Source organism: Lentilactobacillus kefiri, assembly GCF_007989105.1.
In the GTDB taxonomy this organism is placed as follows: Bacteria; Bacillota; Bacilli; order Lactobacillales; family Lactobacillaceae; genus Lentilactobacillus; species Lentilactobacillus kefiri.
The window spans coordinates 1-21,277 of record NZ_BJVK01000034.1 but is presented as its reverse complement, the minus strand read 5'-3'; the positions used below and the strand labels follow the sequence as shown (position 1 = coordinate 21,277).

At 42.7% G+C, this 21,277-nt stretch carries 20 protein-coding genes and 1 pseudogene; 14 read left to right on the top strand and 7 right to left on the bottom strand.

Going from position 1 to position 21,277, the window contains the following annotated elements; translation table 11 throughout:
- Positions 1 to 261 precede the first annotated feature (261 nt).
- From arcA to arcD, 5 genes are all read left to right on the top strand, one after another.
- Positions 262 to 1,494, top strand: coding sequence for an arginine deiminase (gene arcA / locus LKE01_RS09710; protein WP_056982827.1), 1,233 nt, complete (start codon positions 262 to 264; stop codon positions 1,492 to 1,494).
- A gap of 386 nt (positions 1,495 to 1,880) precedes the next feature.
- Complete coding sequence (gene argF, locus LKE01_RS09705; protein ID WP_054769589.1) at positions 1,881 to 2,912, top strand: ornithine carbamoyltransferase; 1,032 nt, start codon at positions 1,881 to 1,883, stop codon at positions 2,910 to 2,912.
- A gap of 242 nt (positions 2,913 to 3,154) precedes the next feature.
- The gene (gene arcC / locus LKE01_RS09700) at positions 3,155 to 4,096 is read left to right on the top strand and encodes a carbamate kinase (protein WP_054769588.1); all 942 of its coding nucleotides are present in this window, start codon (positions 3,155 to 3,157) and stop codon (positions 4,094 to 4,096) included.
- 115 nt (positions 4,097 to 4,211) lie between these two features.
- Complete coding sequence (locus LKE01_RS09695) at positions 4,212 to 4,913, top strand: Crp/Fnr family transcriptional regulator (RefSeq protein ID WP_054769587.1); 702 nt, start codon at positions 4,212 to 4,214, stop codon at positions 4,911 to 4,913.
- Between the two features lie 31 nt (positions 4,914 to 4,944).
- Entirely contained in the window at positions 4,945 to 6,372 is a 1,428-nt protein-coding gene (gene arcD / locus LKE01_RS09690; protein WP_056982825.1) for an arginine-ornithine antiporter, read from the top strand.
- A gap of 126 nt (positions 6,373 to 6,498) precedes the next feature.
- Here the strand turns inward: arcD and LKE01_RS09685 are convergent, their stop codons facing one another.
- Positions 6,499 to 7,278 (bottom strand): sulfite exporter TauE/SafE family protein, encoded by a 780-nt coding sequence (locus LKE01_RS09685; RefSeq protein WP_056982823.1) that lies wholly within the window; start codon positions 7,276 to 7,278, stop codon positions 6,499 to 6,501.
- A 150-nt stretch (positions 7,279 to 7,428) separates the two neighbouring features.
- Here LKE01_RS09685 and LKE01_RS09680 point away from each other — a divergent pair, with 150 nt between their 5' ends.
- Positions 7,429 to 8,085, top strand: a complete 657-nt coding sequence (locus LKE01_RS09680) for an HAD hydrolase-like protein (RefSeq protein ID WP_056982821.1) — start codon at positions 7,429 to 7,431, stop codon at positions 8,083 to 8,085.
- A 196-nt stretch (positions 8,086 to 8,281) separates the two neighbouring features.
- On the opposite strand, the gene LKE01_RS09675 is transcribed toward LKE01_RS09680, so the two are convergent.
- Entirely contained in the window at positions 8,282 to 8,620 is a 339-nt protein-coding gene (locus tag LKE01_RS09675) for a DsrE family protein (protein ID WP_054769586.1), read from the bottom strand.
- A 2-nt stretch (positions 8,621 to 8,622) separates the two neighbouring features.
- Complete coding sequence (locus LKE01_RS09670) at positions 8,623 to 10,041, bottom strand: DUF2252 domain-containing protein (protein WP_056982819.1); 1,419 nt, start codon at positions 10,039 to 10,041, stop codon at positions 8,623 to 8,625.
- Positions 10,042 to 10,192: 151 nt separating this feature from the next.
- On the opposite strand from LKE01_RS09670, the gene LKE01_RS09665 reads away from it, so the two are divergent.
- The gene (locus tag LKE01_RS09665; RefSeq protein ID WP_056982818.1) at positions 10,193 to 10,768 is read left to right on the top strand and encodes a methylated-DNA--[protein]-cysteine S-methyltransferase; all 576 of its coding nucleotides are present in this window, start codon (positions 10,193 to 10,195) and stop codon (positions 10,766 to 10,768) included.
- On the opposite strand, the gene LKE01_RS09660 is transcribed toward LKE01_RS09665, so the two are convergent.
- Together LKE01_RS09660 and LKE01_RS09655 are read right to left on the bottom strand one after the other, a co-directional pair.
- Positions 10,740 to 11,591: a hypothetical protein gene (locus tag LKE01_RS09660; protein WP_056982815.1), complete on the bottom strand. Its 852-nt coding sequence runs from the start codon at positions 11,589 to 11,591 to the stop codon at positions 10,740 to 10,742. The genes LKE01_RS09665 and LKE01_RS09660 overlap by 29 nt on opposite strands.
- A gap of 143 nt (positions 11,592 to 11,734) precedes the next feature.
- Positions 11,735 to 12,142 (bottom strand): helix-turn-helix domain-containing protein, encoded by a 408-nt coding sequence (locus LKE01_RS09655; protein WP_054769585.1) that lies wholly within the window; start codon positions 12,140 to 12,142, stop codon positions 11,735 to 11,737.
- Between the two features lie 123 nt (positions 12,143 to 12,265).
- Here LKE01_RS09655 and LKE01_RS09650 point away from each other — a divergent pair, with 123 nt between their 5' ends.
- Both LKE01_RS09650 and rny read left to right on the top strand, forming a co-directional pair.
- Complete coding sequence (locus LKE01_RS09650; protein ID WP_054769584.1) at positions 12,266 to 13,210, top strand: alpha/beta hydrolase; 945 nt, start codon at positions 12,266 to 12,268, stop codon at positions 13,208 to 13,210.
- 83 nt (positions 13,211 to 13,293) lie between these two features.
- A complete protein-coding gene (gene rny, locus LKE01_RS09645; protein ID WP_054769583.1) occupies positions 13,294 to 14,892 on the top strand; it encodes a ribonuclease Y in 1,599 nt (532 codons plus the stop codon).
- 112 nt (positions 14,893 to 15,004) lie between these two features.
- On the opposite strand, the gene LKE01_RS09640 is transcribed toward rny, so the two are convergent.
- Complete coding sequence (locus LKE01_RS09640) at positions 15,005 to 16,573, bottom strand: bifunctional metallophosphatase/5'-nucleotidase (protein ID WP_056982813.1); 1,569 nt, start codon at positions 16,571 to 16,573, stop codon at positions 15,005 to 15,007.
- 81 nt (positions 16,574 to 16,654) lie between these two features.
- A complete protein-coding gene (locus tag LKE01_RS09635; protein WP_056982811.1) occupies positions 16,655 to 18,646 on the bottom strand; it encodes a cation:proton antiporter in 1,992 nt (663 codons plus the stop codon).
- Between the two features lie 196 nt (positions 18,647 to 18,842).
- Between LKE01_RS09635 and spx the strand changes: the two genes are divergently transcribed.
- The 5 genes and pseudogenes from spx to LKE01_RS09615 form a co-directional block, all read left to right on the top strand.
- Positions 18,843 to 19,238 (top strand): transcriptional regulator Spx, encoded by a 396-nt coding sequence (gene spx, locus LKE01_RS09630; RefSeq protein ID WP_013727307.1) that lies wholly within the window; start codon positions 18,843 to 18,845, stop codon positions 19,236 to 19,238.
- Positions 19,239 to 19,527: 289 nt separating this feature from the next.
- Positions 19,528 to 20,322: a Cof-type HAD-IIB family hydrolase gene (locus LKE01_RS09625; RefSeq protein WP_054769590.1), complete on the top strand. Its 795-nt coding sequence runs from the start codon at positions 19,528 to 19,530 to the stop codon at positions 20,320 to 20,322.
- Positions 20,323 to 20,371: 49 nt separating this feature from the next.
- The gene (locus tag LKE01_RS12220; protein WP_225426949.1) at positions 20,372 to 20,731 is read left to right on the top strand and encodes a TMEM175 family protein; all 360 of its coding nucleotides are present in this window, start codon (positions 20,372 to 20,374) and stop codon (positions 20,729 to 20,731) included.
- Positions 20,670 to 20,987 carry a hypothetical protein gene (locus LKE01_RS12215; RefSeq protein ID WP_225364675.1) on the top strand — a complete coding sequence of 106 codons (318 nt, stop codon included), beginning with the start codon at positions 20,670 to 20,672 and terminating at the stop codon, positions 20,985 to 20,987. The genes LKE01_RS12220 and LKE01_RS12215 overlap by 62 nt, the downstream gene beginning before the upstream one ends.
- A 78-nt stretch (positions 20,988 to 21,065) precedes the next feature.
- Positions 21,066 to 21,277 (top strand): annotated as a pseudogene (locus tag LKE01_RS09615) (M57 family metalloprotease); the annotation flags it as partial.

Below are 21,277 nucleotides of genomic sequence, written 5' to 3'. Positions count from 1 at the left end.
TAGTTTCCAGACAGACCCTAAGTAGTTTAGAAATCTAATCAAATTCTTATGTTCTAATTTAAACATTTCAAACTGCATAATTACCCATAAACATGCTGCTGCAAAGCGAATATCCCGCAAGAAGGTTTATAAAATGAAAGCGTAAACATTTGGCGTGCTAATTGTGTGAGCTTTTTCACATTTTAAATGTTAAAAAATATGCGTTAACGTTTTCAAATGGGGTTATGATGTATTTGTATTAATGGAAGAGGAGGTAACAAAATGACAAGTCCAATTCATGTAACATCGGAAATCGGTAAGTTGAAAACAGTTTTACTGAAACGTCCGGGTAGAGAAATTGAAAACTTTACACCTGACATGATGCCCCGGTTATTATTCGATGACATTCCATATTTACCAATTGCCCAAAAGGAACATGATTACTTTGCCGATACTTTACGAGACAACGGTGTCGAAGTATTGTATCTTGAAAAATTAGCTGCTGAAGCTTTAGATGCAGCTGGTGACAAAGTACGTAATGACTTCTTGGAGCAAATGTTGACCGAATCTGGATATGCAGCAGGTACCATTCATGATGCATTGAAAGAATACCTCGGCAGCATGAACAATCAAGACATGGTCAACAAGATCATGGAAGGTATCCGTAAGAACGAAGTTGATTTCGTACCAACAGACTTAGTAAGTGCTGCTGAGACGGAAGGTTACGAGTTCTACATGGATCCAATGCCTAACCTTTACTTCACCCGTGACCCTTCGGCATGTATCGGTGAAGGATTAAGTATTAACCACATGACATTCCCTGCAAGACAACGCGAATCACTCTTCAATGAAATCGTTATTAAGTATCACCCACGTTTTGCTAACAAGGGTGTTCATGTATGGCGTGATCGAAACCACGATACTCGTATCGAAGGTGGAGACGAATTAGTCTTAAATGATCATGTCATGGCAATCGGAGTATCACAACGTACTTCAGCTGATGCCATTCAAGATATTGCTAAAAACTTATTTAAAGAAGGTCATTTTGACACCGTTATTGCAATTAAGATTCCGCATAACCATGCAATGATGCATTTGGATACTGTGTTCACAATGATTAACTACGATCAATTTACTGTTCACCCAGGAATCTTAGGTGAAGGCGGCCATATCGATACTTGGACAATTACTCCAGGCAAGAATGGTGAACTCAACTTGGATCACAGAACAGACCTCAAACAAGTTTTGAAGGATGCTTTGAAGCTTGATGATCTTGACTTGATCCCAACTGGTAACGGAGATCCAATCATCGCCGGCCGTGAGCAATGGAACGATGGCTCAAACACATTGGCAATCGCACCTGGTGTCGTAGTTACTTATAATAGAAACTATGTATCAAACGATTTGCTTAGAAAACACGGACTCAAAGTGCTTGAGGTTATCTCAAGTGAATTGTCAAGAGGACGTGGGGGCCCACGTTGCATGAGCTGCCCAATTGTGAGAGAGGATATTTAGACTAGAGTGTGACGAGGCCTGGGTTGGTCCCGGAGTGTAAGGTAGAAATTTTAATGATGAACGGGTTTGGTTCATCGTTAGAATTTTTACCTTACACAGTAGGAACCAGGGGTGTCGGAGCACGTTTAAAGCAGAGTGCGACGAGCAACGGGTGATGCGGTTTCTAAGGGTGCTTTGACTGAAATCCCTGGTTCTGGGATTTTAGTTAAAGTGCACTTAGAAGTTAGCATCAGTTGCGTCGGAGCGCGTTTCAGCTAAGCTGTCTAACCGCACCAACATGTAGTTACTAGTTAAGCTCCAAATCAACGAACATATCCACCAAACAACTCTACAAAAACAAACCCAAGTACCCAAGCAAAACAATAATCATCAAGGAGAATTCGATTATGACAAAAGATTTCAGACAAAACGTATTTCAAGGACGCAGTGTTTTAGCCGAAAAAGACTTTACAGCCGCAGAACTCGAATATTTGATTGACTTTGGATTGCATCTCAAGACTTTGAAGAAGAACCATATTCCTCATCGTTACTTGGAAGGCAAAAACATTGCCCTTCTGTTCGAAAAGTCATCAACTCGTACCCGTTCAGCATTTACCACAGCTGCTATTGATCTTGGTGCTCACCCAGAGTACCTTGGCCAAAACGATATTCAATTAGGCAAGAAGGAATCAACTTCCGATACTGCCAAAGTTTTGGGCAGCATGTTTGATGGAATTGAATTCCGTGGATTCAAGCAAAGTGATGCTGAAATTCTTGCCCGCGACAGTGGTGTTCCAGTATGGAACGGCTTAACCGATGAATGGCACCCAACTCAAATGTTGGCTGACTTCATGACTGTTAAGGAAAACTTTGGCAAACTCAAAGGATTGACTTTGACATTTATGGGTGACGGCCGTAACAACGTTGCCAACTCATTACTTGTTACCGGTGCAATCCTGGGTGTCAACATTCACATTGTTGCTCCTAAGGAATTGTTCCCAACTGACGAAATCCAAAACATCGCCAACGGCTTCGCTAAGAAGTCAGGCGCAAAGCTTTTAATCACTGATGACCTTGATAAAGGTATGAAGGGTTCAAACATTGTTTATACCGACGTTTGGGTATCAATGGGTGAAAGCAACTGGGAAGAACGAGTTAAATTGTTAACTCCTTACCAGGTAAACATGGAAGCATTGAAGAAGACCGGTACTCCTGATGATCAATTAATCTTCATGCACTGCCTGCCAGCATTCCACAATACCGAAACTGAATATGGTAAAGATATTGAGAAGAAGTACGGCATTACTGAAATGGAAGTTACTGATGAAGTGTTTACCAGCAAGTATGCTCGTCAATTCGAAGAAGCAGAAAACAGAATGCACTCAATCAAGGCAATGATGGCCGCAACTTTAGGTAATCTCTTTATTCCTAGAGTGTGAGCAGCAACGGGTGATGCGGTTTCTAAGGGTGTTTTGGCTGAAAGCCCGGTCTTGGGTTTTAGCCAAAGGACACTTAGAAGTTAGCATCAGTTGCGCCCGAACACGTTTCGGCTGGATGACAGCCAAAACAGTTTCAGCCTAGTACCCACCTTGAAAAATAGCTTAACAATACAAGGGACTGGCAACAAAACATTTGTTTTGTCCCAGTCCCTTATTATTTTCTAAGACAGAGGAGAATTATTATGGGACGTAAAATCGTAGTTGCCCTAGGTGGTAACGCCATCCTGTCAAAGGATGCATCAGCTGCTGCACAACAACAAGCATTACGCGATACGGCAGAACACCTGGTTAAATTTATTGAAAACGGCGACCAACTGATCATTTCTCACGGAAATGGTCCCCAAGTTGGAAACTTATTATTACAGCAGGCTGCAGGAAGTACCAACGAGAACCCTGAAATGCCGCTTGATTCATGTGTTGCCATGACGCAGGGAAGCATCGGTTACTGGATGCAGAACGCCATGGATCAGGTCATTAGCGAAAAAGGCCTGGATAAGACGGTTGCCACAGTGGTCACCCAAGTTGAAGTCAGTGCCGATGATCCGGCATTTGCCAACCCAACCAAGCCAATCGGACCTTTTATGACCAAAGAAGATGCCGACTTGGCCAAGAAACAAAATCCAAGTTTCAACTTTGTTGAAGATGCCGGCCGTGGTTATCGCCGGGTTGTTCCTTCACCAAAGCCAATCGGTGTTGTTGAAACCAAAGCTGTCAATGCTTTAGTTGACGCCGGAATCGTACCAATTTCAGTTGGTGGTGGTGGCGTGCCGGTCGTAACCGAGGGCCATCAGCTAGTTGGTAAAGAAGCCGTTATCGATAAAGACTTTGCCAGTGAAAAATTAGCCGAATTGGTTGGTGCAGATGCGTTGATCATCCTGACCGCCGTTCCTAATATTTTCGTGAACTTCAACAAGCCGGATCAAAAGAAATTGGAACATGTTTCAGTTGCCGACCTGCATAAATATATCGGCGAAAAGCAATTTGCTCCAGGCAGTATGCTGCCTAAAGTTGAAGCCGCAATTGATTTTGTGGAAGCAACTGGCAACAAAGCCGTTGTAACTGCTTTGGACAACATCGAAGGATTCATCAACGATGGTTCTGGAACCATTATTGAACCGAAATAGGCTGTTTTCGAATTGACGTTAAAATCATCTTAGAGCCGTTTAATGTTTAATCACGTTATGTGGGGTACACTACTAATGAGAACACAATTATGTAACCGCTTTTGGGAGTGTATTTATGATTTTAAAGAATAAGCGTGATTATGCCGACTATGCGAAAAAACTACGCAGTCATCCGGAATTCAGTCCGCTAAGTGACAAGTATATCGAGCAACTGATTAATGAAATGAAAGTCAAAACCTATCATCGGGGTCAGATCTTGTTTGACCAAGGTGACACACGGGATCGGTTTTATTATTTAATCGACGGTGTCTGCAAGTCTTTTCACTGGGATAAAAACGGTGATGAACAGCTGTATTTGTACATTCGACCACAAAAAGCCTTTCCCTATATTGGCTTATTTGAGGACGATCGATATGCCTATACGGTTGAAACAATGTCTGAAGTCAAATTAGCCGAATTCTCAATGCCGATCTATGAAGAAGTCTTGCGTGAAAATCCCGAGTTAATGGTGAATGCCGTTAAAGAGATGAGCAAAATCATCAACACTTCAGAGACTCAGCTTCAGCGCATGGTAACTACCAGTGCCAAATGCCGGGTTTGGAACGCCATTCTCTTCATTGGCCAGCAAATCGGTGAAATTCAAGAAGATGACACGATCCTTGTGCCGTATCCAATAACGCTGGTTGAACTATCAAAGGTCAGCGGAACGACGAGGGAAACCACCAGCCAGATGGTTCAACAACTGGTCGCGGAGAACAAGGTTCAATATAATCGTAAGTATTTTAAAATTTTAAAGATCGACGATGATTCATATTAATTAAATATTTTCATTCGAGGGAGTGAGCTAAATGAAAGAGCACGATGGTAAATTAGGACTGCTCGAACTGATCGGATTGGTCGTTGGATCAATTATCGGTGGTGGGGTATTCAACCTAATGCACGATATGGCCGTTGGGGCCGGTGCTGGTGCCATTATCATTGGTTGGGTCATTACCGCCATTGGAATGGTCATGTTGGCTTTAACGTTCCAGAATTTGACGATGAAACGGCCGGATCTTGACGCCGGGGTTTATAGTTATGCCGAAGCCGGATTTGGTAAGTACATGGGATTCAACTCCGCATGGGGCTATTGGCTGTCCGCATGGCTTGGAAATGTGGGTTACGCAACGCTTTTAATGAGTGCGGTTGCCTACTTCCTGCCAATTTTCGGTGATGGCCAAAACATTTGGTCAATCATTGCGGCATCATTTATTTTATGGGCCTGCCACTTCATGATTTTACGGGGAGTTGAATCAGCATCATTTGTTAACACAATCATTACGATTGCCAAATTGATTCCAATATTCCTTTTCATCATTATTGTGATATTCGCGTTCAAGATGAACATGTTTACCAGTGATTTCTGGTACACACCAAGCGGTAAGTTTGAGTTTGGCAGTGTGATGGCTCAAGCCAAGAGCACGATGCTGGTAACTGTTTGGGTATTTATCGGAATTGAAGGAGCCGTTGTCTTCTCAGGTCGGGCACGTAAGCGTTCCGATGTTGGTAAAGCAACCGTTCTTGGAATTATTACCGTTATTTTGATTTATATGTTAATTACCTTGCTATCATTCGGTGTTATGAGTCGGGCAGGACTTTCACACTTGACCCAGCCGGCAATGGCTGAGTTGCTTCAAAGCTTGGTTGGTAAATGGGGTGCGATGGTTGTTAACGGCGGATTGATTATTTCCGTTGTTGGTGCCTGGTTGTCATGGACCATGTTTGCCGGTCAATTACCATACGAAGCCGCCAAGGAAGGAACGTTCCCAAAGATCTTTGCCAAGGAAAATAAGAATGGTGCGCCAATCACATCATTAACTGTAACCAATGTCTGTGTTGAAATTTTCATGTTCTCATACTTGATTACAGTTTCTGCTTATAACTTCTTCTATTCAATTGCCAGTGCTGCGATTTTGATTCCATACGCATTCTCAGCATTCTATCAATTGAAGTACTCGGTCAATGAAGATCATGGCAAAGGCAGAATGGGAAACATCATCATTGGTGTTATCTCCAGTATTTATGCCTGCTGGCTGTTATTTGCCGCCGGCGCAAACTTCCTACTCCTGATGTCTCTGCTGTTTGCTGCAGGAATTCCAGTATTCTGGATTCTTCAAAAGAAGGACAACCATGCCAAAAAAGTCTTTGGACCAGTTGAAATGACGCTTGCAATTGTGATTGTCATTGCTGCAATCTATACGATTTATGGATTGATTGTCGGCCAAATTACTTTCTAAGTTATGATAAAAATGATTTTGCTTTAACATTTTGAATTCAAAAAAAGAAACTGGCGTTCATCAAAAATCATGTGACTTTTGATGAGCGCCAGTTTTTTTAGTTGTATCCTAATGCATACAAACTATTTAGAAATAAGCCGTCACAAATAAATAACCGGCCAAGCCGAACGCTGCCAACGAAATCAAAATTCGCAGCAAGTGGATATTTGAATGCCGAACAATGATTGGCCCAGTGTAGCCGCCGATTAGGAGACCAAATCCCAGTGGAACAACGAAAAGCCAGTCAATCTTTGACTTAAAGATAAAGATGACGGTGGCAATCATGTTGCCGGCAAATGCGATGACATTTTTCATGGCGTTGACAACGGTGAACTGATCATCGGTGATGACTGAAAGAATGGCCAGAAAGATGACGCCACCAGCTGCCCCAAAATAGCCGGTATAAGCACCAACGAGGACAATCCCGGTTAAGCTGATCAATGATACCCAAAAATGTTTTGAGGGTGTCTGGTGGGCCTGCTTGAGCTTGGAAGTGGAGGTATCTTTTTTTCTGCCAGACATGAACAATAGAATGCCGGCAAAGAGAATAAAGAACGGAACGACCTTTTCAAATGAAGAGGCTGGGGCAACCAACAGCAGAATACTACCGCCAATACTTCCGATCAACGATAAGATGACGTAAAGTGTCAGTTTTTTCCAGTGACCCCGCAGTTCTTTCATTGAAGATGCAGTGGCACCAATTCCAGAAAAGATGAGGGCGGTCGTATTGGTCACGTTGGCTAAAACAGGCGGCAAGCCAACCGCCAATAGCGCCGGGTATGATACAAGTGAAGCCAGTCCCGCAACAGAGGCGAGTAATCCGGCCGCAAAGCCGGCAATTATTAAGAAGATAAACGTGAGAATCATTGGTAGACTGACCCCTTTTCAATTTTTTAATACTTCTAATATACAACAATTTGGGAACGATGAAGTCAATTGAATTGGAAAGCACTTGATTTATACCGCCATACCCTTGATAATACATAATTATTAAGCAGAAAAGAAAGCAGGTCACTCATGACACATTTATTTTTTGATTTTGACGGCACTATTGCTGATTCTGAAGAGGGAATTGTTAAATCTCTCAAATATGCGGTTGATAAAATGAAGCTGCCGGAATTGACCCATGATCAATATCTTAAATTTATCGGGCCGGCACTTCTCACAAGTTTGGAAAAGTTTTATCCCAAGCTGACTGAAAGCGATCGCTTGGATACAGTCAAATACTATCATGATTACTATAAGAATCAGGGGATGTTCCAACTGAATTTATATCCCGGAATCATTGATGAATTAAAAACTTTGGATGCTCAGGGCTACGATGTCAACATTGCCTCTGCCAAGCCTGAAGAACTGATTCATGACATTACCGACGAACTGAAAATCAGTCAGTATTTCAATGGCCGTTTTGGCGCGGGAAATGATGAACGTACCCGGATGACCAAGACCGCTGTATTGAAATACGCATTGGAACAAAGAAATGCCAAAAACATTGACAGCATTATGATTGGTGACCGCGATACCGATATGCTGGGTGGATACAATAATCACGTTAAAACGCTTGGGGTAACCTATGGATTTGGGGATGTCCCTGAATTGCTTGGTGCGCATGCCAATACCATCGTTAATAGGCCTGAAGAAATTCAAGGCGGCGTTAAGAAGTTAATTGGATAGATTTAAAAACGGATCGGGAAAATTTTCTCGGTCCGTTTGTTTTGTTGTTTGGGGGCTTTTGGAGGCTACTTTGCTGAAACGTGCTCCGACGGCACTGATCCCTCCACCCAACCAAAAAAATCACTCAAGGAATACAGACCATTCCTTAAGTGATTTTTTCAGTTAGGCACCGGGATCACCCGTGCCTTGTCGCACTCTACGCCTTCACATATGCAAATCCCTGCTCCTGCAGTGACACCAAGTCGGCCACTCCCGCTGACACGATTTCCACGTTTTCCGGTAGGTCGGTCGCTTTTACATGGTGGCTGTTCATTGAATTATTGCAGGCATGGAAACCAATGCCCTCTTCGTTGAACTGTTCAATTGAGTTTCTCAAGGTTTCATCCAAATAGCCGGTAATTGCATCGCCATTGACCAATACGACAATCTCGTAAGTTTCCTGGTTAACCTTGCCATAGTCCAGCAAGTTCGTGATATTGCTCAACGTGTGGGGCCATTTTTCCGGTTCATCAATATGAAAAACAACTTTGTGCATTGTTATTCCTCCGTTTTATCTGCATCTAACGAATTTAAAAATTCTTGATAATCTTTGTGAACCTGCTTTGAATAATCGTCTGCCCAATTAATGAGGGCTGAAACAAGCTTCTTTTTTGTTCCAACATAGCCGTGAACAATTGCAGCAGTTGGGCTTTGAGCATGTCCTCGTGCCAATAGGAGACCACAAATTTTAGCATAGGTTTTGAAATCATCTTCATCTAATTTATCCAAATTGATTGATTCTTTCATATCCCAGAATTGGCGGACATAGTAGCTGCGGCCGCTGTCCGAATTATGATAAAAGCCCAAGAGCGGATCGGATGCCCGCTGCAAAATCTGCTGGCAGGTAACGATTCGTTCGCCGTTGTCAGGCTTACTTTGACTGAATGGGGTGGTGACATCAAACCCTCTGAACCGACGTGTCTGCAGGGCTTCTTTGATTTGAAGAACCAGGTGGCTGCCGTCAATTGCCGTCAGTAAAACCAAATAACAGCGGGTGCCAAAGCTGCCGACACCAACACTGTGGCGAACAATGTCACTGATATGGAATTGGGACAGCAGAACCGTTACGTCAGGACTGACAGACCTTGTATAACTTCTTAGGTGCTCCCGAATCTCGTTGAAACGCTGGTCGCTGACGTGAACCGTGCGCGGTGCATTTTCTTTAAAGACCAAATGCCCCCGAGAATTCATTGTGGTAAACTTTTTGACCACTTTATCCGAATTTCGCTGTTCGGCACTATCACGAATTTTGCGCCAAACCTTTGGCAGTGATTCACTGGAATCTTCCGACTGCAGGAATGATTCAACTTCTGTGGAGAAGTAGTAGCGCTCCATTGCTGAATGATTTTCGAAACATTCCTTTAAAATTTGCTGGTAGGTTTCAACGGCACCCTTCATTGTTGAATGGATTTGGTCATGGTCCAATCCCAAAAGTTCACCTTGCAGGACAATGCTGACCAGAAGTCGGCGAATATCCCAATCCCAGGAACCGATTGTTGATTCATCGAAATCGTTAAGGTCAAACAAGAGTTTTCGTTCAGGGGAGGCGTAAAATCCGAAGTTGCCAATATGAGCGTCACCTGAAATGACGACTGGGATGTTGGTCGATGTCTGCTTGGAAAGATCGAACGCCATCAATTCATCAGTTCCCCGGAAAAAGGCGAAGGCTGATGCTGCCAGGCGTTTGTGCCGTAATGGCATCAAATCAGCGATCATCTTTTGTTCAACGTGGGAGATTCCTTGAACCACGTTCCGTTTGACTGGGATAAACGTTCCCAGTTTTTCAAATGGCACGCTGTCACGAATTTTTTTACCTTGATCGATTAACTCATGGACAGGTTGATCAATATTAATTTTACTTAAGTCATAATGTAAGTCCGCTGATGTTTCGGCGGTTGCTTTGTTGGTGTCTGCCATATATGTTCGGCTCCTTCATTATTTGCAATCTATAACATCATTGTGGCAATTCGGTGTCTTTGAGTCAAGCAAGCCACCCCGACTCATATATCAACGCAATATGGTACAATAATCCCATTGGACAACTCGACAATATTGGAGATTTGATTGAATGAAAAAATTATTTTGGGAAAGCATCGAAGTGAATAATCAAAAATTTTTCTTCACAGTAACTCAAAAGGGCCTGAGCTTTGTTTCCAGTCCCGGAAAGTATCTGTCTGAACTTTTTGATTTTTACCCTAATCGATACGACTTTCAATTTATGTACGATGAAACGGTGACCAATGATTATTTGGAAGAATTCACCGATTACTTTGATAAAAAGCGAAAAACGTTTGACCTGCCAGTCGACTTGGATGGGGTTGGAACTGAACTCCAACACCAGGTGTGGGCAGAAATCCAGAAAATTCCATATGGTGAAACCATTATCTATAAGCAATTGGCTGAGAATGTCGGCAAGTCCAAATCAATTCGGCCGGTTGCCCATGCGGTTGCGATGAATCCTGATCTAATCGTTGTGCCGTGCCACCGAGTGATTCACTCCAATGGCGACCTTGGCGATTACCGTGGCGGGAAAGAAACAAAAAAGGCCCTTCTCGAATTTGAGAAGAAGCCGATTGAAAAGCATGCGTTAATTAGAAAGTTACCATTACCCAAGCTTAGTCAACTAGGTAAACCTGATCTTTAATCAAATCAAACGGCTGATGATGTTGATTCAGCTGTTTGGCAATATCTGGTTTGATAAAATGGGCCTGCTGCCAGAACTCTTTTGAGTCGGTAGCGCCATTTTTTTCGCCGATGACGATTAATTCCAAATCGTTATAGGCTTTTCTAATGGCATTTAAGACGTCAACATCAATGGTTTGCTTGTCCGGTGACCAGCTCATGATGATGTATTTGACCTGATCCTGATATTTGGCGATGGCTGACAACGCGTCGAGCTTTTCAACGTCAATCAGTTGATGTTTGCCGGTCTGGTTTTCGTTGACCCACTCCAAACTATCGGTTGGGAATACTTTGACGCCCAAATCAGTCAGGCCCTTGGAAATATTCCCATTGCCCGCCATGATTTCGAGTGCGGAATCATCGCCGATATATTTGGCAAGATCTTTGGCAAATGGGGCAGAGATATAAGCCCACATGCCATACTCGCTTTCCAAATAATCACGGAATGACCGCAGTTGCTTGTCCAGCTTTGGCAGGGCGTCGGATAGTTCATTCCAAAGTTTGTCACCCTCAGGATCGCCCGGTTTGAATTGCTTGTTGATATTCTTGAAAATCTGATCTTGAATATCATCAGGGAGAATCAGTTCGGGAAGGTCTTGCGGCAACAATCCCTGCTTAATGAGATGGTCGCTTTCAATCACGTTGTTAATTAAAAATTTGATTTGTGGATACGCGTTAAACAGATCGCGATATTTCAGCATTTGAGAAATGTAGTTGGATTCAGACGGTGCTTTAGTATGCTGCTTTTTCTTTAACAATTTTTTCTTTTGCTTGTTGGTTAGCATGTGGCAGTGCTCCTTTGGAATTCATTCAGTAACAATCAGCTGTAACAGTTTGGCTGATTATGTGGCTAGGGATATAAACAAGAAAATCCAATGATGGACAATAACGTTCACCATTAGATTTTCTCTTTTATATAACTTTAATTCTATAAGTCCAACTGTCCCTGTTCCGTTCGTGGGCCCTTATCATGGGGTGCGTTGCTTCTTCCGTGAACGTAACCTGAGATAAGCTGATAAATTTCATATCGGTCAGCCGAGCTGAGATCTTGACCGTTGAACTGCAACGTTTTGTCTGAGATAAACAATCTTGCAAGATCGTAAGTATTGTTCTCTGTCAGACCCGTTAAGTAGTCCATTGTCACGTCAAAGAACTTGGCAAGCCGTTGAATTTCAACATAATTTGGTGTTCGAATACCACGTTCCCAGTTTCCGATCTGGGAGCCGGTGCTTTCGTGCTCCTTGTCAGTAGGGGAGTCTTTATTGATTGCGTTGGCCAGTCCTTCCAAAGTTAAATGTTCGCCTTTTCTTAATGCTCGTAATCTTTCTGGAAACATGTGATCACCGTCCTGTTCGTTACTTATATTATACGACTTTTTTGCGTTTCGCCAAATTTAGGCGGAAAAATGATTAATGTGGTATATTTATCACGAGAAAATTTAAATTGGTGGGATTGAGAAATGAAACGAAAAACAAAAATCTTAATTGGCTTGGCATCGGCTGCAGTGCTGGTTTGTGGCGGTTTGTTTGGAGCTGGGCTCTATTTTTACAAGGTTGCCGTTGTCCCGGCACCAAAGTCATTTTTGAGTAAAACCAAACCGATTAAGAAGGGGGACCCACTGTATCCAGCTCACCACTGGTATCAAAATGCTGACAAGCAGCGCTGGTATGAAATGTCGGCCACCCGTCATTTGAAGCTGGACGCCAATTACATAGCAGCCAAACAGCCCACAAAGAAGACCATTATTATTGCCCATGGGTTTATGTCCAATAAAGATAACATGTTTAATTATGCGTACATGTTTCATAACTTGGGATATAATGTCCTGCTTCCTGATTCCCGGGGGCTGGGTGACAGCCAGGGAGATTATATTGGTTATGGCTGGCCGGATCGGCTGGATTTCGTCAAGTGGATTCACAAAGTGATCGATCATAATGGATCGAATTCAAAAATTGCCGTCTTTGGTACCAGTATGGGCGGTGCTACAACGATGATGGTCAGCGGTGTGAAAGGACTGCCGCATCAAGTCAAAGCATTTATTGAAGATTGCGGTTATACCGATGTTTACAGCGAGGTTGCGTATCAAGCCAAGGAATTGTACCATTTGCCGAAGTTCCCGCTGGTTCACATTGTGAGTGGGATTAACCATGTTAAGAACGGCTACTCCTTTAAGGATGCCAGTGCACTCAAACAAGTCCGCAAGAATAAGCGGCCAATGCTGTTTATTCATGGGGCCCATGATCACTTTGTCCCAACTAAAATGGTTTATCCATTGTACAGAGCGGATAAAGGGCCAAAGCAGTTGTTAATCGTTCCCGGTCCCGGTCATTCCCGTTCAATTCAGAACCGGCCAACGCTTTATCGGAATACCGTTAAAAAGTTTCTTGATAAATATTTGAACTAGGCTGGACCCACATGTTTTTAGACGGTCGCAAACGGTTTATGTTACACTACTATTAGGACTGTTTTACGAAAGGAGGTCCGCACTTGTTATATATTATTGCACTCGGCATCATTGCCGCAGTTGTGGGTGTCATTTGTGGCAATCAGCTGCAAAAACACCACTTTCAGCAGGAAATCCAACAAGCTAAAGCTACTGCCGCACAACTGGTAACGAAAGCCGAGGTAGACGCCAAAGAGAAGTCGGTTAAGATTCTTTCTGACGGCAAAAAACAAACTCAAGATTATAAAGAATCAATTGAAGAAGAGCTTAATAGTTACAAGGCGGATAACATTACCCGTCACAGCCGAATTGACCAGCGTCAAAACGGCTTGAAGCAAACCCAAGAACGACTTGATGAGCTTCATCAAAAATTGGCTGGCGAAAGTCATGAGATCAATGAAAAGAAAAATGAAATTGAAAAGCTGCATCAAACTGCCAATGGCCTCAGCCAAAAGCGGATGCAGACTCTTCAGGATCGTGGTTCAATAACCATTGATGAAGCAAAACAAGAGATTCTTAATCAGCTGGCAGTCGACTTAAAGCGTGAAAAAGATATTGAATTAAAGTATCAGGATGATGAAGCTCAAGTCAACGCACCTAAGATTGCCAAGATTTTGGCTGACGATGCCATCCAGCGCGGACCAGTTGATATGCCTCGTGAACACATTGAACATTCTGTTCAAATTAATGACAACAACACCAAGCAAAAGTTGATTGGCCGTGAAGCTTCCAATATCAGGTATATTGAAACTTTGACTGGAACCGATTTGGTCTTTGATCCTGACGATCCGCATTTGCTCCATGTGGTCACTCAAGATCCATTACGCCGTGAAGTTGCCAAGACGGTCATTACCAACTTGGTTGTTACCAAACAGATTAATGCCCAATCAATTGAACATCAGGTTGAGACTGCTCAGCTTGATTTGATGAATGAGCTTCGTCGAACCGGTGAAAAAGTTGTCGGCTCACTTCATATCGGCTGGATGCATCCGGATCTGCTGAAGATTGTTGGTCGTTTGAAGTACCGAACTAGTTATGGTCAGAACGTTTTGAATCACTCGATTGAAGTTGCCGATATCTCAGGGATGCTGGCTGCTGAACTTGGCTTGAATGTCAAGATTGCCAAGCGGGCTGGCTTGCTGCATGATATTGGAAAAGCGATTGACCGTGAAGTTGACGGGACCCACGTTGAGCTGGGAGTTAAGATTGCTGAAACCTATGGCGAAGACCCACAGGTTGTCAATTCGATTGCTTCTCACCATGGGGATGTTGATGTGACAACGCCAATTGCCCATTTGGTAGCCGCGGGAGATTCGATTTCCGGTGGTCGGCCAGGTGCCCGAAGCGAATCTGTTGAAGAATATGTCAACCGACTTAAGAGTTTGGAACGGATTGCCAGTTCCAAGCAAGGGGTCAAAGAAAGTTATGCCATTCAAGCCGGTCGTGAAATCCGAATTGTGGTTGATCCTAAGAAGCTTGATGACGTCCAGAACCAAAAGCTGGCTGATGAAGTCAGAGATGAAATTGAAAATGAATTGACTTATCCAGGTAAGATTAAGGTAACGTCAATTCGTGACTTCAAGGCAATTGCCTATGTTGGCGCCGAGAAGAAAAAAGGTCATCGTAAATTGAAGAAAGCATAATAATAAGCCAATCCGAATGTGGGTTGGCTTTTTTTGTGGGTAATATGATCGATCCCCAATGTTTGTAAGTCATAAAAAAGGCAAAGCACTGATGTGCTTTGCCTTGAATAAATTAATTGCTTTTTTCAGAATCAGAAATAATGTCAAAATTATGGTTAACAGTTGCTTCAACCACCGGATGTTTCTGCAGATATTCCATAATCACGTGACTGATTGTCATGTCACTTGATCGAATAATCTTATCGCTGGTGTACATGGGATAGTGACCGCCACCACTTGCCCGATAACGGTTCAGAGCGATGATTAGAATTTGATCATCTTGAACATCTTTGCCGTGGTATTTCAATCGAGTCACGCGATGGCCAACCGGCTTGGAAATATCCAAGGTGTAGTCGATGCCTTCATACATATCGTAGTTGTAAAAGCGTTCTTTTGGAAAAACAAACTTTTCGTTGACGACAACATCACCGTGACGAACGGTAAAGTACTGCGCTGTGACTTCCAAAGCGCCCCGCAGGTCGGCACCGGTAATCTTGGAGGCGACCAGGGTGTTTGGATAGACATAATTGGTAATGATGTTTCGCATGGTAATTGGATCTTCAAATCCATGGGCTTCGTTGTTATACAGGGCGGTTGCCGAAAGGTCGGTGCCCATCTTATCCATCTGAATTTTTTGAATGAGTTCAATAAAGGCTGATTCGTGGATCCGGGCTTTGAATGGATCATTAAAAGTTAAGCTGCCCTTGATGTGGGAAAGCGGCTTATCGAGCCAGGTTTCCAAATGTTTGGATAAATCAGTAACGGTTTCTTTGATAGTTGGATCAGGTTCGGAATCTTTGACGTTAAGCAATTCCGAATCCGTTTTGATAATTGATTTATCTTTATTTGACAGTTCAATTGAAATCTTAGCCACGTACTGGCCGCGTGAACCCGGCTGAACAATTGGAACATTGAACAATCGGCTGGCAATTTTTCGATGCTGATGACCTGAAATCATTGCATCAATTTCAGGGAAGGTTTTTAAAATATCATAGCCGCGATTTTCACCGGGGTTGATGTCATTCCAGTTGCCGGTATGGTCACGTTCAAACCCACCATGGTAGACGACAACGATCACGTCGGCCTTTTTTCTCAATTCGGGCACGTAGCGTTTGCACGCGTCCAGTTCGGAGATCAGGTTGAAGTCGTTTAAATCATTGACGTTTTTCCATTTTTTCGTTGAGGTTGTTGTGAGGCCCAAGAACCCAATCTTGACGCCGTCCACGTCCATAATTGTGTATGGATCGGCTAATAACGGTTCATTATTGTTATCGACGATGTTGGCACACACAAAATGACGGTCTGAATGTTTCATCATGTAGTTCAGATAATCCAGTCCATAGTCAAATTCATGGTTGCCAATTGTCCCCAATTGATAGCCCACTTCATTATAAGCAGTAAAGAATGAATCCTGATCCTGCTTATCGGCCCGTTTGGCGACATAGTATGCCATCGGCGATCCTTCAAGGAAATCGCCGTTGTCTAATAGAATTGTTTTTTCGTCGGGATGAGCCTTCTGATATTTTTTGATGGTCGTGCACGCCTTTTCGATACCGAAGGGCTTGTCGAGGCCTGAATCAACGTAGTTGGTTGGTTCGATAAACCCATGCGTATCGCTGGTCGCTAATAGCGTAATTTTCATATTTTCACCCACACAAAATCAAGTATATCGTCAAGTATAGTCAATTATTCCGTGATTGTAAATTACAGTTGACCAATCCGGTTAAGCTAACAGTAAATCACTGCCGGATCCTTGCTCCATGTAAGCCATCTGATCGGTTGAAATGCTTTGACTAAGCTGATCTGAAAGGCTTCTGGAAATTTGGCCGGACTTGAAGGCTTCAGCCACAAATGAATATTCAGATTGGAAAGATTGAATTAATAACGAATTTCTTTTTGCGTCGGATTCGGGATCGGTCTTTCCCCGTTCCTGGCGAAAACTGTAGGAACTGCGAATAAAATTAACAGAACCACTGTTTTCGTCGTTTTCAATTTGATCCAAATAGGTGTTCACACTCTCAAACATCGCATTCTTGATGAGCTGACTGATTCGATGCTTTTCGTTGTGGATCTCCTGACGGCTTTTGGCTTGAACGTTTGGCCTGGCATTTCGTTTAGTTCGGGCGACTTTCTTGCGGACTTTGAAACGACGGGATTGAAATTTAAAAATGTATTTTATTCGGGTCATAAATTTCATGTTTCGATTAGGCGTGGTAATGATTCGACGGGTAAACATATTGGCAACTTTTTGATCAATCTTTCCTTCGTTGGCCAGGTCAACAACGGCTTGGGCACTGACTCGCTGAACTTCGGCCATAATGTTTTGCACGACTTTCCGGTCAATCTCGGGATTGTTCTTCTGGCTGTTAAGCATATCGATGACGTAATTTCGGTCCAAAGCCGAAACGGTCGGGTCCAACTTAATCTGAGTGATGGCGTAATTAACCATTTGGGTCCGATACTTATTAAATTCGCCTTGATCTTGAATCACTTTTTTCTCACACAAAAACGGCAGTACAAAAGTTGGGACGATGAGACTTAACAAGATAACGATTGTCGCAATATAAATCAATTGATTTCGAAATGGAAACGGCTGGCCGAGAGATGTAACTGGGATTGATAGGGCCATGGCCAACGTAATCGTTCCATGAACCCCGCCGATTGCGGCAACGAGGGCTTCCTTTGTCGTTGACCTGGTCGACTGCACGTGGAAGATGTTCATCCGCATCCAGATAAATCGGATCAATAACATGACCAGATAAATTGCCAGTGCATCAAATACTAATTTTAGAATCAATGTCCTTGAGTATGGAATCATTCTGCTGATGACCTTGGGGAGGGTGACCCCCAACAGAACGAATACAACGCCGTTTAAGAGGCTGGAGATGATTCCCCAGGCAGCATTGGTGACAAGCTGGACATTGGTTGAGGTGAGCTTTAAACGGCTTTGATTGATCCCGTAAACAATTCCGGCAGCGACGACCGCCAGAATACCGGAGCACCCCAGTTCTTCAGAAACTAAATAAATGGCAACCGGCGTCATCATACTGAACGGCACGATGACACTGGCAGTGTCCATTGATTTATTAACGAGGGCAGTTTGGATTTTGACAAACAAGAACCCGGCAATTCCACCGATCAGTAAACCGCCAAAGAAACTGATTAGGAACTCCGTCAATCCCTCTGAAAATGAGAAGTCCCCACTGATAAATGATGCCAACGCCAAATTAAAAATGACAATCACGGATGCGTCATTAAAAAGTGATTCATTTTCCAGTGCACCGGAAACCTTCGTAGGTAGTTCGATATCTTTGGTAATGGATTTGAGGGCAACTGAGTCGGTTGGTGTGACGATGGCTGCCACCGCGAAGCATAGTGCCAGCGGAATTAATGGCAATAGCACATGGGCAACCAGGCCAATGACAACGGCCGTGATGACAGCGAGAATTGCCGCTAAGTTAAAGATTTGCCGGAATGATTGGCGAAAATGATCACCGCTGGTATTCTGGCCATCATTGAACATTAATGGTGCAATCACCATCAGCATGAAGATTTCTGGCTCTAATGAATAATTTTGGAAAAATGGCAATAATGATAATAACAGGCCACAGCCAATTTGATAAAAGGTCAGTGGGATCGCCGGCAACATTGTGTAAATGATGTTGGCGAGAATCGTCGCCACGATGAGAAGCGTAAGTGAATAGAAGATTAACAAAATATTTCTCCTTTTTGTTGTTTTAATACCAATATTATAGTTGATAACCGAAATAAGTGGTGTATAATTAATTTCACAAGTAAGTTACTATAAGTAAGTAACCGTATTGACAAAAGTTGCTAATATGATAATATAGTAATTGAAGGATGTTGTTTCTCGTTTGTATTTTTTTGTTACTGAGCAGGGGGGAATTGTAATGCTGAATTTATATGTAGCACAAAGCAGCGCATCAAGTCGGAAGGCACGTGCATGGTTGAAGAGCCATCACATTGATTTTAAGGAAAGAAATATTAATTCCAACCCTCTAAACGCTGATGAAGTAAAACAAATTTTACGTTTAACCGAAAATGGTAGTGAAGACATCATTTCTACAAGGTCTAACATCTATAAGAAGTTGAATTTGGACCTCGATAATCTGACTGTATCACAGTTGGTTGACTTGGTTGTTAAGTACCCAGATTTGATTAAACGTCCAATTATATTTGATGATCATCGTCTTGAGGTTGGATTTAACGAAGAAGAAATCAGAAGATTTCTTCCACGAAGTGTTCGTGAAGCAGAACTCCGTGAACTTGAATCACAAATTAGTTAAAATAATCAATTAGTTATACGTATCAATTAAGAAGTTCGGATGAGACATCATCTGAACTTCTTTTTTAGTTTGTGAAACCGGGCCAAATCCATACTCCCGCAAGCAAACAAACTTATCGATAAATTTGGGATATTTTTTATTTATCCGTAGGAACATTAAAAACGGCTAAGCAGCTGCTTATCGTTCTCACATAATGTAATCGTGTCAAAAAATTCCCGGTATTGTTTTTCACGTAGGAGTTGCTTAGAATTTAGTATGATAAACAAAGGAGACGGACAACTTGATTAAAATGGTAGCACTTGATTTAGATGGTACTTTATTGACCAGTGACAAGACAATTTCCCAAGGAAATGAGCAGGCGTTAAAAGCCATTCATGATGAAGGTGTGAAGGTGGTATTGTGTACCGGCCGCCCTATTAATGCCATCTGGCGTTTCATTGAACAGTTGGGATTAACTGAAGACACAGATTATACAATCACTTTTAACGGTGCACTAGTCGTTCATAATAATGACAAAGCTGAACTGGCAAAAAGCGGTATTCAAAAAGCTGATTTGGTGCCATTACACAATTTTGTCAAAGCTGAAAATGCCCCACTGGATATTCTGGACTTTCAACAGGTTTATCCAATGACCGATTTGAAGCATTCAATGTATCAGCAGCAATTCAAAGGCAACATTGATTTTGTTCCACGGGCATTTTCTGATTTGAGTACCTCAGACGAGTACTCAAAGGCCATTGTCAGCGATCAACCTGAATTATTGGATAAATACCAAGCTGCCATGGATGATACTTTGCGCAGCCAATACCACATTGTCCGCTCACAGCCCCAAATTATGGAATTTCTGGCACCGGGGATGGATAAGGTTGTTGGCCTGAAGGCGTTACTGGATCATTTTGACATGGACTTCAGTAATTTGGTGGCCTTTGGTGATGCTGAAAATGATTTGGGCATGATTAAAAACGCTGAAATTGGTGTTGTAATGGAGAACGGCCAGGAGCCGGTTAAGAAGGCTGGCGATGTCATTACCGGAAACAACGATGAAGATGGGGTTGCCCAATTTGTTCACAAATATTTTGATTAATTAACAATAGTGAGGTGTTATTTTGTTTAAATCAGATTGAATTCAAGCGATGAGTGACGGGATGTTTGCCATTCTGATCACTATTTTGGTGTTGGACTTTAAACTTCCGGATTATCAGGAAGGCCACTTGTTTGAAGCGATGCTGAAGCAATGGCCAATTCTCTTGGCCTACGTTGTTTCATTCTTATACATTGGGACACTCTGGCTGTTTCACCATGATTTCTTTAGCACGATTGCCAGAATTACCCCAATGTTGAATGTCATCAATCTTTTAGTGATATTCTCGATAACCCTGATCAATTATCCAACTGCTTTGATTTCTGAAACGTTGGCCAAAGCCAACCCGGTTGATATTCGGACGGCCGTTTGCTTATGCGGTCATTGCGCTGTTTATCAGCTACACATTTGAAATCTTGTATCGTTACGTTTATAAGCATCCAGAATTGAAGACGGCCCACGTTAAGGTTGATGAAGAATCATACTTCATTAAAAGTGACCCAATTATCAGTGTATTGATTTACATTGTTTCAATTGTTGCTTCATTCTTTTCAGTTTGGGCTGGCGGGGTCTTTTTACTTGCCGGAATTGTATGGCACGCCATTGCATATCTGCGCTTGAGTCGAAAAGTCACCGCGGGTTTACCCAAGGCTGATAAAAGTCGCTGACTCGTGGCAAAATACTTTTATATAGTGCGTCCGTGTACTACTATAAAAGTATAAATGCTAATAATCGGGGGAATGATCATGAAACAAAAACGTGCCATTGTCACAATGGTTTTAGCAGCGGTGTTCTCGATTGGATTCTTGGGTAACTTTAGTACGACCCAGGATGCTGCCGCTAAACGGACAGTTAAAGTCGTTAAGGTCAAGAAGGTTGCTTCAAAGCCTTATCGGGCAACCAAGGGTTATATGTATAACTCTGCCAAGCTGACCAAGAAAATTCATAATTTAAAGAC

Coding starts and splice junctions, on each gene's coding strand:
- LKE01_RS09695 (WP_054769587.1), top strand. CDS start 4,212: ATGATTTTAAAGAATAAGCGTGATTATGCCGACTATGCGAAAAAACTA.
- spx (WP_013727307.1), top strand. CDS start 18,843: ATGCTGAATTTATATGTAGCACAAAGCAGCGCATCAAGTCGGAAGGCA.
- LKE01_RS09660 (WP_056982815.1), bottom strand. CDS start 11,591: ATGCTAACCAACAAGCAAAAGAAAAAATTGTTAAAGAAAAAGCAGCAT.
- argF (WP_054769589.1), top strand. CDS start 1,881: ATGACAAAAGATTTCAGACAAAACGTATTTCAAGGACGCAGTGTTTTA.
- LKE01_RS09625 (WP_054769590.1), top strand. CDS start 19,528: ATGGTAGCACTTGATTTAGATGGTACTTTATTGACCAGTGACAAGACA.
- LKE01_RS09650 (WP_054769584.1), top strand. CDS start 12,266: ATGAAACGAAAAACAAAAATCTTAATTGGCTTGGCATCGGCTGCAGTG.
- LKE01_RS09675 (WP_054769586.1), bottom strand. CDS start 8,620: ATGCACAAAGTTGTTTTTCATATTGATGAACCGGAAAAATGGCCCCAC.
- LKE01_RS09680 (WP_056982821.1), top strand. CDS start 7,429: ATGACACATTTATTTTTTGATTTTGACGGCACTATTGCTGATTCTGAA.
- arcA (WP_056982827.1), top strand. CDS start 262: ATGACAAGTCCAATTCATGTAACATCGGAAATCGGTAAGTTGAAAACA.
- LKE01_RS09670 (WP_056982819.1), bottom strand. CDS start 10,041: ATGGCAGACACCAACAAAGCAACCGCCGAAACATCAGCGGACTTACAT.
- LKE01_RS09640 (WP_056982813.1), bottom strand. CDS start 16,573: ATGAAAATTACGCTATTAGCGACCAGCGATACGCATGGGTTTATCGAA.
- LKE01_RS09655 (WP_054769585.1), bottom strand. CDS start 12,142: ATGTTTCCAGAAAGATTACGAGCATTAAGAAAAGGCGAACATTTAACT.
- LKE01_RS09665 (WP_056982818.1), top strand. CDS start 10,193: ATGAAAAAATTATTTTGGGAAAGCATCGAAGTGAATAATCAAAAATTT.
- LKE01_RS09685 (WP_056982823.1), bottom strand. CDS start 7,278: ATGATTCTCACGTTTATCTTCTTAATAATTGCCGGCTTTGCGGCCGGA.
- arcD (WP_056982825.1), top strand. CDS start 4,945: ATGAAAGAGCACGATGGTAAATTAGGACTGCTCGAACTGATCGGATTG.
- arcC (WP_054769588.1), top strand. CDS start 3,155: ATGGGACGTAAAATCGTAGTTGCCCTAGGTGGTAACGCCATCCTGTCA.
- LKE01_RS12220 (WP_225426949.1), top strand. CDS start 20,372: ATGAGTGACGGGATGTTTGCCATTCTGATCACTATTTTGGTGTTGGAC.